Annotated in this window: 17 protein-coding genes and 1 tRNA gene; 15 read left to right on the top strand and 3 right to left on the bottom strand. The window is 56.8% G+C overall.

All coding sequences use genetic code 11. The annotated features are described in order from the left end of the window. Positions 1-64: 64 nt before the first annotated feature. Positions 65-937, top strand: coding sequence for a polyphosphate kinase 2 (ppk2, locus tag IAE38_RS19870; RefSeq protein WP_201218909.1), 873 nt, complete (start codon positions 65-67; stop codon positions 935-937). A gap of 11 nt (positions 938-948) precedes the next feature. Here ppk2 and IAE38_RS19875 read toward each other — a convergent pair whose 3' ends face one another. Continuing rightward, a complete protein-coding gene (locus tag IAE38_RS19875) occupies positions 949-1,485 on the bottom strand; it encodes a hypothetical protein (protein WP_201218881.1) in 537 nt (178 codons plus the stop codon). A gap of 126 nt (positions 1,486-1,611) precedes the next feature. Between IAE38_RS19875 and IAE38_RS19880 the strand changes: the two genes are divergently transcribed. Beyond that, complete coding sequence (locus tag IAE38_RS19880; RefSeq protein WP_028635313.1) at positions 1,612-2,055, top strand: hypothetical protein; 444 nt, start codon at positions 1,612-1,614, stop codon at positions 2,053-2,055. Between the two features lie 119 nt (positions 2,056-2,174). Here the strand turns inward: IAE38_RS19880 and gabP are convergent, their stop codons facing one another. After that, positions 2,175-3,560, bottom strand: coding sequence for a GABA permease (gabP, locus tag IAE38_RS19885; RefSeq protein ID WP_028635314.1), 1,386 nt, complete (start codon positions 3,558-3,560; stop codon positions 2,175-2,177). Between the two features lie 639 nt (positions 3,561-4,199). Here gabP and IAE38_RS19890 point away from each other — a divergent pair. From IAE38_RS19890 to IAE38_RS19910, 5 genes are all read left to right on the top strand, one after another. Continuing rightward, positions 4,200-4,973 carry an ABC transporter ATP-binding protein gene (locus IAE38_RS19890; RefSeq protein ID WP_028635315.1) on the top strand — a complete coding sequence of 258 codons (774 nt, stop codon included), beginning with the start codon at positions 4,200-4,202 and terminating at the stop codon, positions 4,971-4,973. Between the two features lie 11 nt (positions 4,974-4,984). Beyond that, a complete protein-coding gene (locus tag IAE38_RS19895; protein WP_028635316.1) occupies positions 4,985-5,740 on the top strand; it encodes an ABC transporter substrate-binding protein in 756 nt (251 codons plus the stop codon). 54 nt (positions 5,741-5,794) lie between these two features. Beyond that, complete coding sequence (locus tag IAE38_RS19900) at positions 5,795-6,487, top strand: ABC transporter permease (RefSeq protein ID WP_201165685.1); 693 nt, start codon at positions 5,795-5,797, stop codon at positions 6,485-6,487. Then, positions 6,487-7,176: an ABC transporter permease gene (locus tag IAE38_RS19905; RefSeq protein ID WP_028635318.1), complete on the top strand. Its 690-nt coding sequence runs from the start codon at positions 6,487-6,489 to the stop codon at positions 7,174-7,176. The genes IAE38_RS19900 and IAE38_RS19905 overlap by 1 nt, the downstream gene beginning before the upstream one ends. A gap of 125 nt (positions 7,177-7,301) precedes the next feature. Continuing rightward, the gene (locus IAE38_RS19910) at positions 7,302-8,507 is read left to right on the top strand and encodes a methyltransferase (protein WP_201218883.1); all 1,206 of its coding nucleotides are present in this window, start codon (positions 7,302-7,304) and stop codon (positions 8,505-8,507) included. A 357-nt stretch (positions 8,508-8,864) separates the two neighbouring features. Here IAE38_RS19910 and IAE38_RS19915 read toward each other — a convergent pair whose 3' ends face one another. After that, a complete protein-coding gene (locus tag IAE38_RS19915; RefSeq protein ID WP_201165070.1) occupies positions 8,865-9,161 on the bottom strand; it encodes a DUF3077 domain-containing protein in 297 nt (98 codons plus the stop codon). Between the two features lie 470 nt (positions 9,162-9,631). On the opposite strand from IAE38_RS19915, the gene IAE38_RS19920 reads away from it, so the two are divergent. The 8 genes from IAE38_RS19920 (at position 9,632) to IAE38_RS19955 (ending at position 15,940) form a co-directional block, all read left to right on the top strand. Continuing rightward, positions 9,632-9,880 carry a hypothetical protein gene (locus tag IAE38_RS19920; RefSeq protein ID WP_201218885.1) on the top strand — a complete coding sequence of 83 codons (249 nt, stop codon included), beginning with the start codon at positions 9,632-9,634 and terminating at the stop codon, positions 9,878-9,880. 98 nt (positions 9,881-9,978) lie between these two features. Further along, positions 9,979-10,054, top strand: a tRNA-Thr gene (locus IAE38_RS19925). A 145-nt stretch (positions 10,055-10,199) separates the two neighbouring features. Further along, entirely contained in the window at positions 10,200-11,537 is a 1,338-nt protein-coding gene (locus IAE38_RS19930; protein WP_201218911.1) for a tyrosine-type recombinase/integrase, read from the top strand. A gap of 448 nt (positions 11,538-11,985) precedes the next feature. After that, positions 11,986-12,183, top strand: coding sequence for a hypothetical protein (locus IAE38_RS19935; RefSeq protein WP_236404223.1), 198 nt, complete (start codon positions 11,986-11,988; stop codon positions 12,181-12,183). A 462-nt stretch (positions 12,184-12,645) separates the two neighbouring features. After that, complete coding sequence (locus IAE38_RS19940) at positions 12,646-12,915, top strand: AAA family ATPase (protein ID WP_201218887.1); 270 nt, start codon at positions 12,646-12,648, stop codon at positions 12,913-12,915. Positions 12,916-13,189: 274 nt separating this feature from the next. After that, complete coding sequence (locus tag IAE38_RS19945; protein WP_201218889.1) at positions 13,190-14,239, top strand: GNAT family N-acetyltransferase; 1,050 nt, start codon at positions 13,190-13,192, stop codon at positions 14,237-14,239. Beyond that, complete coding sequence (locus IAE38_RS19950) at positions 14,217-14,594, top strand: ASCH domain-containing protein (RefSeq protein ID WP_201218890.1); 378 nt, start codon at positions 14,217-14,219, stop codon at positions 14,592-14,594. The genes IAE38_RS19945 and IAE38_RS19950 overlap by 23 nt, the downstream gene beginning before the upstream one ends. A gap of 215 nt (positions 14,595-14,809) precedes the next feature. Further along, positions 14,810-15,940, top strand: coding sequence for a PIN domain-containing protein (locus tag IAE38_RS19955; RefSeq protein ID WP_201218891.1), 1,131 nt, complete (start codon positions 14,810-14,812; stop codon positions 15,938-15,940). Positions 15,941-16,103 lie beyond the last annotated feature (163 nt).

The raw sequence follows: 16,103 nt of genomic DNA on the forward strand, positions 1-16,103 counted from the left end.
CGCCCCATCCGCCGCCACCCCCACACGCACGCGCCGCCCTCGTCAGCGCAAGCCTGAACCTGCCATCACCCAGGTCAGCCAGACACCCGCCGCGCTTGAAGTGGCCAGTGCGCCCAAGGGCAGCAACGAAGACAGCACCTCGGCCCGGCTACCGGCGAGCTACCCATACCGCACGCGGCTGCGACGCCAGGATTACGAAAAGGCCAAGCACGCCCTGCAAATCGAACTGCTGAAGGTGCAGAGCTGGGTGAAGGAAACCGGGCAGCGGGTAGTGATTCTGTTCGAAGGGCGCGACGCGGCTGGCAAGGGCGGGACCATCAAGCGCTTCATGGAACACCTGAACCCGCGGGGTGCGCGCATCGTTGCCCTGGAAAAGCCCTCGGAACAGGAAAAGGGCCAGTGGTACTTCCAGCGCTATGTGCAGCATTTGCCCACGGCCGGGGAAATGGTGTTCTTCGATCGCTCCTGGTACAACCGCGCCGGGGTCGAGCGGGTGATGGACTTCTGCACGCCGCTGCAGTACCTGGAATTCATGCGCCAGGCGCCAGACCTGGAGCGCATGCTGTGCAACAGCGGCATTCTGCTGTTCAAGTACTGGTTCTCGGTAAACCGCGAAGAGCAGCTGCGCCGCTTCATCTCGCGCCGCGACGACCCGCTGAAGCACTGGAAGCTGTCGCCCATCGACATCAAGTCGCTGGACAAGTGGGAAGACTACACCGCCGCCAAGGAGGCCATGTTCTTCCACACCGACACGGCCGATGCGCCTTGGACGGTGATCAAGTCCGATGACAAGAAACGCGCGCGCATCAACTGCATCCGCCACTTCCTGCACTCGCTCGACTACCCCGGCAAAGACCACCGCGTGGCCTACGCGCCGGATGCCCTGCTGGTAGGCCGGGCATCACGCGGTTTCGAGGAAGATGAAGCGGTGGCGTAACCCGCCTGGCCTTAGAAGTTGGCGATGGCGCTGCAGTACTCGGCTTTGTGCCTGGGCACCTGATCGGTGCTGCCCAGGCGCTTGAGCGTGCCGCCACAGGCGCTGTAACCACGCAGTACCAGCTCGTAGTCGGCGCCTTTTTCCGGCACGAACCAGAACATGCCCAGGCAGTTTTCCACGGTGCCGTATGCCGGGGAACTGCCGCCGTCCAGGAAGTGCAAGGTGAAGGGCTTGCCCGCCGGCACCAGCACTTCGCTAACAGCATCCCCCCTGCCCACAGCCGCGCCGGCAGGCATGCCCAGGGTTTCGCCGTTACGGTCGGCGAAGCCCTCTTTCGGTACAGCAATCACGCCTGCACCGGGGCTGTACCAGTCCACGCAATCCTTCTCGGGCACCGCCCGCACCATGCCATTGGCGATGACGCGCAGGCGTGCGGTGTCCCCGGCAGTGGGTGAGCCATAGGGCGTGTTGAACGATTTGACGGCAGCAATGTTGCCACAGCCGGCCAAGGCAACGGCCAGCAGGCCGGCTAATACGGGTGCTTTCATCCGTGAAGGTCCAGGGAGGTGATGAAGTGTGGGTAGTGTGTCTGAGACCTGCCGAAGCTGCTTGGGTTTCGCAGGCATCTGCGCTTCAATACGCACTTTTCACGGCACCCCCAAAGGACTCCACTCATGGCCACCTCCACCAAGCAACAGAAACGCGCCAAGCGCGCCGCCACCAAGGCCAAGCAGAACCGCATGGTCCGCAGCGGCCAGGCGGTCAAGGCCAGTGCCGGCGACAGCGCCAGTGTTCAGCAGGTGTACGACAAGGCCATGGAGTCGGGCAGTTACGAGCCGCTGTTCAAGAAGATGAAGGAAGCCCAGGAGGACGGCCTGGTCCCGATGATTTCGGTGTTCCTGGTAGACCCGTTGCTGGCCCTGGTGCTCAAGGGGCACAAGGAAGAACACGCCACCGACTACATCGTGCTGGTGTTCAGCGCCTACCGTAAGTGGCTCGACGGTGCTGATGAAGACACCACCATGGCATGGCTGGAGAGTGATGAGTTCCAGAATGCCTATATCACCGCTTCCGAGCTTGTGGCCAAACAGCAGCAACAGCAGAAGCAGTTCGGCTGACAGCGCCCCACAGCCCCGCCCACCCTGTGGGAGCGGGTTCACCCGCGAAGAGGCCAGCACAGGCAAAAAAAGGCCGCACCCTCAACAGGGCGCGGCCTTTTCATTGCAGCCAGCGCGGGTCAGTTATCCAGCGCCACCCGCCCTGCAGCTTCACGCTTGCGATGCACCAGCAAACCCGCCGCCACTACCGCAATGCTCAGCAATGCGGTGGCGATGATTTCGATACGGTGGTCTTCGCGCAGCGCCATCACGCCCAGTACGGCCACGATGAAGGCGATGGTGGCCCAGGTGAGCCCCGGGAACAGCCACATCTTGAAGGCGATCTTCTCGCCACGGGCTTCACGCTGGGCCCGCATGCGCAGCTGCGACACGGCAATCACCAGGTACACCAGCAGCGCAATGGCGCCAGAACTGGCCAGCAGGAACTCGAACACCTGCGCCGGGGCCAGGAAGTTGGCGAACACACACAGGAAAGCCGCAGCCGTGGACAGCAGTACCGCCACATGCGGGGTAGCAGCCTTGGTGGTGCGCTGGGCCATGGCAGGTGCGTCGCCGCGCTTGCTCAGCGAGAACAGCATGCGCGAAGAGGTGTACAGCGCCGAGTTGAGGCAGCTGGTCACCGCGATCAGTACCACGATATCGACGATCAGCTTGGCATTCGGCACACCGATACGGCTGAGTACGGTCTGGTACGAACCGGTTTCTGCCAGCGCCGGGTCGTTCCACGGCACCAGGGCAACAACCAGGAAGATGGACACCAGGTAGAACAGGCAGATACGCCAGATCACCGAGTTGGTAGCACGGCTGATCTGCTTGCCCGGGTCCTTGGACTCGGCCGCCGCGATGGTGACGATTTCAGTACCCATGAACGAGAACATGGTGGTCAGCATGGCTGCCAGCACCGCGCCCAGGCCGTTGGGCATGAAGCCCTGGGTGTCGAACAGGTGGCTGATACCGCTGACCTGGCTGCTGGGCACTAGGCCGAACATGGCCACGCAGCCCACCACGATGAAGCCGATGATGGCCAGCACCTTCAGCAGCGCGAACCAGAACTCGAACTCGCCGTAGTTCTTCACGCTGAACAGGTTGGTGACGGTGAGTGCCAGGGTAATGATCAGCGAGAACGCCCACAGGTCTACGGCAGGGAACCAGGCATGCAAAATGGCCGCCGCGGCGTTGGCTTCCAGCGGAATCACCAGCACCCAGAACCACCAGTACAGCCAGCCGATGGTGAAGCCCGCCCAACGCCCGATGGCGCGGTCGGCGTAGGTGGAAAACGAACCCGTGTCGGGTGAGGCGACCGCCATTTCACCCAGCATGCGCATCACCAGCACCACCAGCGTACCGGCCGCCGCATAGGCCAGCAGTACGGCGGGGCCGGCAGCGGCAATGGCATGACCGGAGCCGACGAACAGGCCGGCACCGATGACGCCAGCGATAGACAGCATGGTCACATGCCGTTGTTTGAGCCCCTGAGCGAGGTCGTTGGAATTGTTACCGCTCATAAAACTACCTTTGTAAGGAGTGGACCACATCGATTGCGAGTCAGGCGTGCCCTGGGTTGAGGTGGGCAACGCTGCAATCTGCGGTTTCGTACTGGCAATAAGCGCGCCATGTGCCAACACACCGCACCAAGATTGTGCGTAAGCCTTGATTGACGCGGGATGGAGCGCATTCGGCCAACCCGTGACCGAATCATCGCCGAATCATCGGATTACGGAAATACCCACTTACAAATGCACCACGGGTGCCCCTCGGTAACACCCATGCACCATCGCAAGGCAAAAAAGTGCAACCGGAAGGTACAACCATGACGCAGTTTTACACGCTTGCCAGGTGCAGCCCGGCATCAGTGGAGCGCTGCCCGCGTGGTCAGGTTTACTCAGCAAACGGTCCGAAAGCGCTTCCCTGGGCCGGCCAAAACTGGCACCATCGCGCCTTTTTTCATTAAGGCTCAGGTGCCGGGCGACAACACGGGTGGACATCCGCGCGACGTTGCGCTGCAACGATGCGACAAACTGCCCCACCAAGGCCCAGACTGCCCGGCAACCCTGTTGGCCGTCACAATGCCGCTATGCTAGCTTGGCGCACGCCAGGAAGGCCGCCAACAGCTGGGAACGCACCCGAACACATGAGGACCGCACATGGCTCAGGCCACGCCCGCGCTGGAAATCCGCAACCTGCACAAACGCTACGGCGAGCAGGAAATTCTCAAGGGCATTTCGCTGACCGCACGCGACGGTGACGTGATCTCCATCCTGGGGTCGTCCGGCTCCGGCAAGTCCACCCTGCTGCGCTGCATCAACCTGCTGGAAAACCCGCACCAGGGCGAAATCCTGGTTGCCGGTGAAGCCCTCAAGCTCAAGGCCGCGAAAAACGGCGACCTGATCGCTGCCGACAACCGCCAGATCAACCGCCTGCGCAGCGAAATCGGCTTCGTCTTCCAGAACTTCAACCTGTGGCCGCACATGTCCATCCTCGACAACATCATCGAGGCCCCACGCCGCGTCCTCGGTCAGAGCAAGGCCGAAGCCGTGGAGGCAGCCGAAGCGCTGCTGAACAAGGTGGGTATCTACGACAAGCGCCACAGCTACCCCGCCCAGCTTTCCGGTGGCCAGCAACAGCGCGCCGCCATTGCCCGTACCCTGGCCATGAAACCCAAGGTGATCCTGTTCGACGAGCCCACGTCGGCCCTCGACCCGGAAATGGTCCAGGAAGTGCTAAACGTTATCCGCGCATTGGCCGAAGAAGGCCGTACCATGCTGCTGGTGACGCACGAGATGAACTTTGCCCGCCAGGTGTCCAGTGAAGTGGTCTTCCTGCACCAGGGCCTGGTCGAAGAGCAGGGATCGCCGCAGCAGGTCTTCGAAAACCCGACCTCGGCGCGTTGCAAGCAATTCATGTCCAGCCACCGCTAACGGAGCAATACATGCAAACCTACAAGAAGTTTCTCCTGGCCGCTGCAGCCACCCTGGTGATGTCGGCCAACGCCCTGGCCGCAGAAAAACTGCGCATGGGTATCGAAGCGGCCTACCCGCCGTTCAACAACAAGGACGCCAGCGGCAACGTCGTGGGCTTCGACAAGGACATCGGCGACGCCCTGTGCGCCAAGATGAAGGTCGAGTGCTCGGTGGTCACCTCTGACTGGGACGGCATCATCCCGGCCCTGAACGCCAAGAAGTTCGACTTCCTGGTGTCGTCGCTGTCGATCACCGACGAGCGCAAGCAGGCTGTGGACTTCACCGACCCCTACTACTCCAACAAGCTGCAGTTCATCGCGCCGAAAAACGTCGACTTCAAAACCGACAAGGCCTACCTCAAGGGCAAGACCATCGGTACCCAACGCGCCACCCTGGCGGGCACCTGGCTTGAAGACAACTACGGCAGCGACTTGGACATCAAGCTGTACGACACCCAGGAAAACGCCTACCTCGACCTGGTCGCCGGCCGCATCGACGGCATCCTGGCCGACAAGTACGTGCAGTACGAGTGGCTGAAAAGCAAGGACGGCTCCAACTTCGAGTTCAAGGGCGAACCGGTGGTGGACAGCGACAAGATCGGTATCGCCGTGCGCAAGGGTGACACCAAGCTGCGCGACGACCTGAACAAGGCCCTGGCCGAAATCAAGGCCGACGGCACGTACAAGAAGATCAACGACAAGTACTTCCCGTTCAGCATCGAATGACCCGCCCCGACCGGCGCGCCCTTGCGGCGCGCCAGTCCCTAAAATGACCTGCCCATGAATATCGACCTGCACGGATTCGGCCCGGCCATGATGGCCGGCACCCTGATGACCGTAAAACTGGCGCTTTGCGCCTTGCTGCTGGGGCTGGTGCTGGGCCTGCTCGGCGCCCTGGCCAAGACGTCCTCGATCAAGCCGCTGCAGTGGCTTGGCGGCTTCTACTCCACACTGGTACGTGGCATACCCGAACTGCTGTGGGTGCTGCTGATCTATTTCGGCACCGTCGGCCTGATGAGCAGCCTGGGCGATGCCCTGAACATGCCGGGCCTGGAGCTGAGTGCATTTGCCGCCGGCGTCATCGCCCTGGGCCTGTGCTTTGGCGCCTATGCCACCGAGGTGTTCCGCGGCGCTATCCTGGCCATCCCCAAAGGGCACCGCGAGGCCGGCCTGGCCTTGGGCATGTCCAAGGGGCGTATCCTGTCGCGCATCATTCTGCCGCAGATGTGGCGCATCGCCCTGCCCGGCCTGGGCAACCTGTTCATGATCCTGATGAAGGACACCGCCCTGGTGTCGGTGATCGGCCTTGAAGAAATCATGCGCCACGCGCAAATCGGCGTGACCGTGACCAAGGAGCCCTTCACCTTCTACATGGTCGCCGCCTGCATCTACCTGGGCCTGACCATCATTGCCATGACCGGCATGCACTTCATGGAAAAACGCGCCGCTCGCGGCTTCGCGAGGGCCGAATAATGAATTGGGAAGTGATCATTAAGTGGCTGCCCCGCCTGGCCCAGGGCGCCACGCTCACCCTGGAGCTGGTGGCCATTGCCGTGGTGGCCGGGCTGATTCTGGCCATCCCGCTGGGCATCGCCCGCTCTTCGCGCCACTGGTACGTGCGCGCCGTGCCGTTCAGCTACATCTTCTTCTTCCGCGGCACACCGCTGCTGGTGCAGCTGTTTCTGGTGTACTACGGCCTGGCCCAGTTCGACGCCGTACGCAGCAGTTCGCTGTGGCCGTACCTGCGCGACCCGTTCTGGTGCACGGTGCTGACCATGACCCTGCACACCGCTGCCTACATCGCCGAGATCCTGCGCGGTGCGCTGCAGTCCATCCCCAAGGGTGAGATCGAGGCGGCGCGGGCGCTGGGCATGTCACGGGGCAAGACCCTGTTCTACATCATGCTGCCCCGGGCCGCGCGCATCGGCCTGCCGGCGTACAGCAACGAAGTGATCCTGATGCTCAAGGCCAGCGCCCTGGCCAGTACGGTGACCCTGCTGGAACTGACCGGCATGGCCCGCACCATCATCGCCCGCACCTACCTGCCGGTGGAAATCTTCTTTGCTGCCGGCCTGTTCTACCTGCTGATCTCGTTCCTGCTGGTGCAGGGCTTCAAGTTGCTGGAACGCTGGTTGCGGGTAGACGCCTGCCAAGGTCGCTGACCCCGCACCGCCCCTTTCGCGGCTAAAACCGCCCCACAGGCCCCTCACAGGCTTCCAACCTGTGCCAACCCTGTGGGAGCGGGTTCACACGCGAAGAGGCCCTCAAACCCGACAACCATCTCCCCATGCCCAACCACCTCCACAGCCACCACCTAAGCACCCGCTTCATGGCCCTCGACCAGTTCCTGGTGGAGCACCAACAGCTGTGGAAACCGCGCCCCTTCACTACCCTGCAACTGGGCTGGGAGGCCGCCCACCCCGAACTGGCCGCCCACCTGCGCCAATGTTCCCTGGCAGACGCCGAAGCCGACAGCACCACTGACCGCCTGCCCGCCCCCTTCCCGCAACTGGCCGAGCAAGCCCAACAGCTCGCCACGCTCGGCAGCCTGCCCCAGGCCGAACTGCCGCCAGCCGCCCACCGCCTGGACGTCGCCGTTCCCGGCCGCAAATGGCAGCAGATCGAAGCCTTCGCCAGCCACCTGGCCTTCAGCGCCCCGCCCCACCACTGGCTGGACTGGTGCGCAGGCAAAGGGCACCTCGGCCGCCGCCTGCTGCAACCCGGCCAGCAACTGACGTGCCTGGAATACGACGCCGAACTGGTTGCAGCCGGCCAGGCACTGAGCACCCATCACCACTTGCCCGCGCAACACCTGCACCAGGATGTGATGGCACCCGAAAGCGCGCGGCATCTGCATTCGGACACCAGCGTGGTCGCTCTACATGCCTGCGGCGACCTGCACGTGCGCCTGCTACGGTTGGCCAGCGAGCAAGGCTGCCGCCAGCTGGCCGTAGCCCCGTGCTGCTACAACCGTATCGCCACACCGGGTTACCTGGCGTTATCCACAGCTGCACGCGCTTCCAGCCTGCACCTGTCGCTGGACGACCTGGGTTTGCCCCTGAGTGAAACCGTCACCGCAGGTGCCCGCGTGCGCCGCCAGCGCGATACCTCCATGGCGCGGCGGCTGGGTTTCGACCTGCTACAACGCCAGCAACGCGGGGCCGATGAGTACCTGCCAACGCCATCGCTGCCTGTGGCCTGGCTGAGCAAACCGTTCGAGCAGTATTGCCGTGATCTGGCGGCACTCAAGCACGTACCCATTCACGGTGAACCGAACTGGGTCGCGCTGGAAGCGGCGGGCTGCCAGCGCCTGGCCGAGGTGCGCAACCTGGAGCGCATACGCAACCTGTTCCGCCGCCCGCTGGAGCTGTGGCTGGTACTGGACCGTGCCCTGTACCTGGCCGAACAGGGTTACGACGTGCGCGTGGGGTTGTTTTGCGACTATCCGTTGACCCCGCGCAACCTTCTGATCCTGGCCGAGCGCGGCAGATAGCCGCAGAAAAACCTGTGGATAACTCTGTGAACAAGCTTGTGATTACCTGTTGGAGCCAAGCGCTATTTCCAGCGCATGGCTTATTCCTTCAGGTACCGCAAGGCCAGCAAAAACAGGCATTTGCGCAAAGACAAGTGGCACAGCAAGGCGGCATGCATTTCGCGCAGGTAGTTGATGCCGCTTGTGCATAAGCGATTTTGGCGGTAGCCCAATTGGGTGAGGGCTGTGAGGTGTTCGCCGTGGGGAATGTAATTGGCCCAAAAACGTAGGAGCGAGCGCAGCTCGCGATGCGCCGCACAAGCGGCGCTCTCCTAGGCGCATAACATCTCGAGGCAAACACCTAGCGGCCCACCCGCCTCAATGCACCCGCCCCTTGGCAATCTCGATATCGTTCATCAACGCCTTCGCCATATCACACAGATAATCAGCCGCCCCCAAAAACTTATGGTCATCCTCCATATCACCCTCGCGCACCAGGTGCTTGATATACCCCATCAAAATCGACACATGCTCATAGGCAGCATCCACAGGTATGCCGGGTTGAACACGCAAAAGGTTGAGAGACGGGCTACCCGCCGGGAGGAAGGTTTCGATGCCTGCGGTGGTGACGGTATCGGACACAGCAGCAGGTGAATCAGGAAGGATCTTTTTCATGTGCAACTCCCTACGTTCATGAGGAGTCGCCACATCCATGCCTTCTCACTGGATAGAGGTGGCAACCGTGCACGGGGTGAGAAACCGAGTGAACATAGGAAGCTCGGCCAGGCCAAAGCCTGCCCGTGCCGGTCGCCATAAAGCAGCTGCTACGTTCTAAAGCGGGTTCTCACACCCGGTCACCAGAGCGACCCGGAAAAGGTATCCGTGAGCCATTTCCCCGACAACAGCGATACTTCGGCGGCACGCGTAGGATAGGTCCGAAGCAACCATCCTGAAACACTTTCCCAGCCTTTCCAGAATTCCCTTACACCCACACCACCACCGGTTTCAGCCGCGATCACCCCCAACATAACCGCAAAAACCGTGTATCATCCGCCGCCCAAATCATTAAAAAGTGACGTCGCGCGCTGCCTGCCAGCCCTGCGGCCATCTGGCGTTGCGCCAGATTCGACAATGGACCAGACCCCGTGACCCTATTCAAACCCTTCGCCCTGCTCGCCTTCGCCCTGGCCCTGACCGCCTGCAGCAGCGGCCCGTCGCATCATAAATCCAGCAACCTCGGCTGGAACCACCCTGGCATGCAACTGGGCGGCGACAAAGGCCTCCCCCTGCGCGCCGAAACCCCGTGCCGCAAGCGTGGCTGCGACAACGACAAGCTGGTCTTCAACCCCGCCAAGACCGAGCCAAACATCAATACCATCCACCGCGGCTGGTAAGAAATTTCTCCTTTTGGGCCGGTGACTTAGGTTATTTGCGAACAATCGCAACTAAGTGGTTTACAGGCCCAAAACGATCGTTATAATGACGCCCCATTGCCGGTATAGCTCAGATGGTAGAGCAACTGACTTGTAATCAGTAGGTCCCGGGTTCGATTCCTGGTGCCGGCACCATTCAAGGTTCCATAGAAAGCTTTCAAAATCTCTGGAACCCCCGAAAAACCCGCCTTCTGGCGGGTTTTTTCGTTTTGGCTTTCTGTTGAATTCCGAGCGCACCCAGCGCTAATTAGGGCAGTTTCAAGGATAGAGGTCCGTTTCGATATCGGAGACTGCTCTTACGGCCCGCACCACTGCCCCGCTTACCGACACCGACTGTCGCACGGCAAAGCCCAGAGAGCTCGATTACAAGCTCTTCGACGGCGACGGTCTTTACCTGCTTATGCAACCCAACGGCCGCGAAGGCTGGCGGCTCAGGTACGTGAAACCCGATGGCCGCGAAGGCCTGACCGCCCTCGGCAGCTATCCTGTGGTCGGGCTCGGCGACGCACGCCGCAAGCGCTTCGAGATCAAGCAGCAGCTCGCCAACGGCATAGATCCCATCCAGTACAAGCAACAAACCAAGACCCAGGCCGTGATCAACGGCCAGACCTTCAAAAGCGTTGCGCTCGACTGGCACGCCAGCATGGTACCCAAGTGGGCGCCCGGCCACGCCAAGACTGTGCTCAGCCGTTTGAAGATTCACGTATTCCCTTTGATCGGTGCCAGAGCAATCGTTGAGTTGGACACCCACGACCTCATGCAGCCACTGGAAGCCGTGACGAAGCGCGGCACCATCGACGTGGCGCTCAGGATCAAGAACTACCTGCAAAGCATCATGCGTGAAGCCAAACGGCTGCGGTTGATCACAGCGAACCCAGCTCACGACCTCGATGGCTCGATCAAGACACCTCGGATAACTCACAGACCCGCACTACCCTTGTCGCGGCTGCCAGAGCTACTGGCATGCATTGAGGACTACAGAGTTCGCCCGCTCACGCGCCTCACGGTGATGCTGTCGTTGCATGTATTCGTACGCTCCAGCGAACTGCGCTTCGCCCGTTGGAACGAGTTCGACCTCAAGCGCGGAATCTGGGAAATCCCCGACACCCGCCCGGCGCTGGACGGTGTGCCCTTTTTCACAAGGGGTACGAAGATGGCCGGGGACATTCACGTTGTACCCTTATCGCCGCAGACAGTGGCCCTGCTTGAGCAGATCCACGCGATCACCAGCAAGTTCGAACTGGTGTTCGCGGGGGATGCCAAGCCGTGGAAGCCGATGTCCGAGAACACGGTGAACGCCGCGCTCAGGACGATGGGCCACGACACCAGGGTGGATATCTGCGGCCACGGATTCCGAGCCATGGCGTGCAGTGCGCTGGTCGTGTCCGGGCTGTGGTCAGAGACGGCTATCGAACGGCAGATGAGCCACAAGGAACGCAACAACGTGCGGGCCGCTTATACCCACAGGGCCGAGTTCCTCGAAGAGCGCCGGATGATCATGACATGGTGCAGCCGGTTTCTGGAGGCGAACCGCAAGGACCATGTGACGCCACATGAGTTTTCCAAGCAGGCGGGCGAGAACGTCACGCGCCTACGCAGTGCCAAGAGGACCGAGTAACCCGCCGCACCACCACCTCAAACTCGCTGTGAAGTTACCCACAGCAACGCATGAAGCTCCTCCGCGCGGGTCTTTCAAACGGAGCTGCAAAGCCGCCCCGTTTGAAAGGACCATACCTAAGAAAAAACTGCTGGCACAGCGTACGTCTGTGGAAAATCACTGATGTCCACCGGGGGATAGTTTTATCCACAAGCGCCAAATCCCTGAAATTGCTCTACTTGACGAACATTGTCCACAGGCGTAGGCCGGGAGTTGCAAGCGCTGTCGATGACAGCACCCCAGGTGACCCGAACCTTAAAGGTCACGCCGCTCTGGCGGAGGTTCTCCCCAAGGGCGATTCGCATCCGGCAGCTCGCCCGGTCACTACCCAGGTGATGGATGCTCTTACACACATAGCGCTCGTGCGCCAAATACACCGTACCTCGCTGCCCTGCAGCAACCTATCCGCTTGGCCGAAATATTGCGCCAACCTGTGCCCGTCTCTTTCTTCTGGAAAGAGACGGGCACTTCTATCACTGCTGCAGCCCTGATCGCACAAGGCTTTGCGGCATTCCCCCTCGTGACAATCGGCGTGACAAACGCCGATGTCACCAGCAACAGCGCTGTAGATGATGGTGCCGCAGACCAAGGAATGGACTGCACCTGACTGACAGTCAGGCATGCCCCGGTCATCGCATTGCTGCTTGCACCAGGCTCAGGATCTTCACGCGCTGGTATCGTCAGCCAGTCCTGCCTCCACCCGCCCACCGGTAATGGTGCTCAGGAGGCCAGATCATGAGATGCCCTTGCTCCCGGTTGTAAGGAGCCACCAGTCCCGCGTAGTGGACATTCCCCACAGGTCGCAGGGGCCTTGATCCCTGATAACACTCAACATTCTTGGCGGGATGACGTGGGACGGGGCCTCAAGGTTGTGAAATGCACTTGAGTGAGAAATTGACGTCGCATATGCAAAAAAGTATCTGCACTCCCCATCTTCGGAGTAGGCGCAACCTGACATGCACGGCCCAGTGTTTTGCATCCAGAAGCTTTCACTGACCACTCGGCTGAGGATTGATTGACAGCCGGAGCAATGAGTGGCGTACTGCCATCACTAATAAGGAGGTTAGGGATGATTGTTTTCGTTGCAGGGGTACATGGCGTAGGAAAGACGCATCTTTGCCAAGCGCTGGCAACGAAAACTGGGCTGCGGCATGCAACTGCTAGCCAGTTGATCAGGGAGGCAACCCAGTCCGTTAGCTGGAAAAATGACAAAGTCGTTACTGACATCGAAAGCAACCAAGACGCCTTGATTGTAGCTGTAGATGAAATCATGCAACACGAAGACGTGCTAATTCTAGACGGGCATTTCGTTTTAAAAAAAGGCTCTAGGCGTATTTGAAGCGTTGTCATTGGCAACATTTGAACGCCTTAGACTATCAGCCATCATTCTTATCGAGAACGATATCCAAGTGATAGCTGAGCGCCTTCTCCAACGCGACTCGAATAGCGCCACTAAAGACTTGAAAGACTTTATCGAATTGGAAAGGCAGACTGCAGTTGATTTATCTTCTAGGCTAGGAATACCATTTTATTTAATACATGGACCATCATACAGTTCATTTTCAAACTGTGTAGCAAACATTATTAAGCCATTCAACGGAAAGAAATAAACAATGGAACTTATCCAGAAGAAATTTAAAAACATAAATCTGCAAGATTATTTTTTTAACTCTCTACTTAAAGACTACCAAGAATTTGCACACTGGTTTGCGCGTAAAGCTGAAGACAACGCATATGTATTTGAGGATGATAGAGGCAATATAAACGGATTCTTATATTTAAAAATAGAGAACGAAGTTATCACCGACGTGATGCCTCATCTGCCAGCTAAGCGTCGCATAAAGGTTGGGACTATGAAGATCAATGCTCGCGGCACAAAGATGGGCGAGCGGTTCCTGAAGAAAATTTTTGATCATGCTTCACATAATGGCGTGGACGAAATCTATGTAACAGTTTTCCCTCATCACGATGTTTTAATCGGATTATTTCAAAAGTATGGATTTTCGAGAGTCGCTGAGAAGATCTCTGAAAATGGGGTCGAACTCGTCTTGCTCAAGGAATTACACAAATTACAAGATGATCTAGTTAAATCTTACCCCATGGTAAACAACATGAATGTCAAAAGGCACTTACTGTCGTTAAAACCAGAGTGGCATACAAGATTGCTGCCAGATTCAATTCTAAAAAATGAAAACGCTCGTATCATTGAGGACGTATCACATACTAACAGCATTCATAAAGTTTACCTGTCGGCAATGCAAGGACTTGAAAATCTTAAGCGTGGAGATATCCTTCTGATTTACAGAACTAGCGATGGGTTAGGCCCTGCCCATTATCGTTCTGTAGCAACATCTATTGGTGTGATCGAGGAGTACCGTTCGATTCACTCGTTTGCGACGCGGGATGAGTTTATGACATACTGCCGGCCATATAGCGTATTCAGCGACGCCGAACTCAATCAATTTTGGGCAAGAAAAAAATACCCCCACGTGTTCAGGTTTACGTATAATACCGCTTTGAAACGCCGAGTTACCCGTGGCGAAATGATTGAGCAGTTTGGTCTCGATCCTAATAACTACTGGGGGTTCATGGCGCTCACTCAGAATCAGTTCGATTCAATCGTACGGGCAGGCCAAATAGATGAAGGTATTATTATCAATTAAGCCTGAGTATGCTGAAAAAATACTACAAGGCGAAAAGCGATTCGAGTTCAGGAAATCTATTTTCAAGAATCCTGGAGTCAAAACGGTGATTATGTATGCCACCATGCCTGTTGGAAAAGTAATCGGAGAATTTGATTTTGAAGAGGTGCTCTCCGACAATCCTAAGCAGATCTGGCGTCTTACGAGTACGTTCTCTGGTATCACAAAAAAATTCTTCAATGATTATTTCGACGGCAGGGAGCTAGCGCATGCGATAAAAGTCGCAGCGGTAAGAAGGTACGAGACCCCTAAAAGCCTTAAAGACTACATTCCAAGTGGCGCGGCCCCTCAATCCTTTTGTTATATAAAAGATTGAAAGCAGGCAGGTATATCGAAGTCGGTTTTATTTTATTCGATTCTGGAATGCTGATTTTTATTTATATCACACATAAGCAGCCAAATATTCAACTTAACCACTTAAGAATAACCTGCCAAAGTTAATTATGATCTTAATTCTTGCAGGACTCCGAAAGTGTTAACATTAACAAAATTCACACAAGTAACACAGCATAAAATTTCAACGAGGAGCTCATGGAAGAAGTTTTCGAATATGACGTACTACTGCTCGACACATCAATCTTCGATGCTAACGGTCTTCGCTTAGAAAAAGGACTCCTGAGCAAGCTTAGTCAATTCAAAAGCAGTCCTATTGAAATACTGTTCCCAGATGTCATACGTGGCGAAATAAAAGCACATCTATCAAAAAAAATAAAAGAGTCGAGAAACGGGCTCGAGAAAGCAATAAATGATGCCAGTGACCACTTATTCCTTACCGAAAAGAATCAACAGCAAGCAAAAGCGCTTATTGCAGATAGTGTAGATGTCGAAAAACTTGCAGAAACACGCATCGCAACTTATATCGAATCTGTCGGCGGGACATTTTTTGAGTGCGGCGCGAACTTGGAAATCACAGACCTTCTAAAAAAGTATTTTTCAAATGAAGCCCCGTTTTCAGAAAGCGGCAAAAAGAAAAATGAATTTCCTGATGCCATAACTTTATTATCTGTAGAGAATTGGGCTGCAGTTCAGAACAAAAGTGTCTTGGCCATTTCGCAAGATGGTGATTGGAAAGCATATTGTGAAAAATCAAAACGAATAACTTTTAGTGACGACCTTTCAGACGTTTTAACATCGTATAATAGGGCAAACCACGTTTACGTTGTTATAGAAAAACTAGAACAATTTCTTAACGACAATTCATCTGTAGGTTTTATTAATGATGTAGAGCGTAGGCTTCAGTCCATCCTTGAAGATTTCACCCCTAACCAAGATGCTGAATCAGCCTTTTACTGGGAGCCAGAAGGCTGCTCGGGTCAATTCAATAGTTTCACGCTAGAATGTGAACGCATAAGACTTATCGAAAAGAGCGACAACTATATCGTGCTCGAATTTGACGCCACCATTACTGTCGACGTCGAAGGAGAGTTCTCCCTCTCTGTACATGATTCAATCGACGGGGATTATGTGCCGCTTGACTCATGCACTGTCAACAAAGAAGAAACTTTTGAATCACCAATTTTGATTACAGTTGGCGGTGACTTTAGTGGCGAGTCGGGTGAAATGTCAATTGAAGACCTTGAAGTAGAAGATGTAGAAATTGTAAATATACCCAATACCATCCATTTTGGAACGCTGGAGCCCTTCCAAAATGAGTACGATTAGAACGCCATATGACACATTAATTATTCACTCATTCATTTCGCTGGCTAGTATTATGACAAAAGGATAAAAGCTGCTTAATTAATAAATATTTATTGTTTTCCTACGCATGAAAACAATAAAACCATGCAGAAAAACAAGCACTTACATGTGGAAATTAGACGCA

Source organism: Pseudomonas sp. S32, assembly GCF_016648095.1.
GTDB lineage: Bacteria > Pseudomonadota > Gammaproteobacteria > Pseudomonadales > Pseudomonadaceae > Aquipseudomonas > Aquipseudomonas parafulva.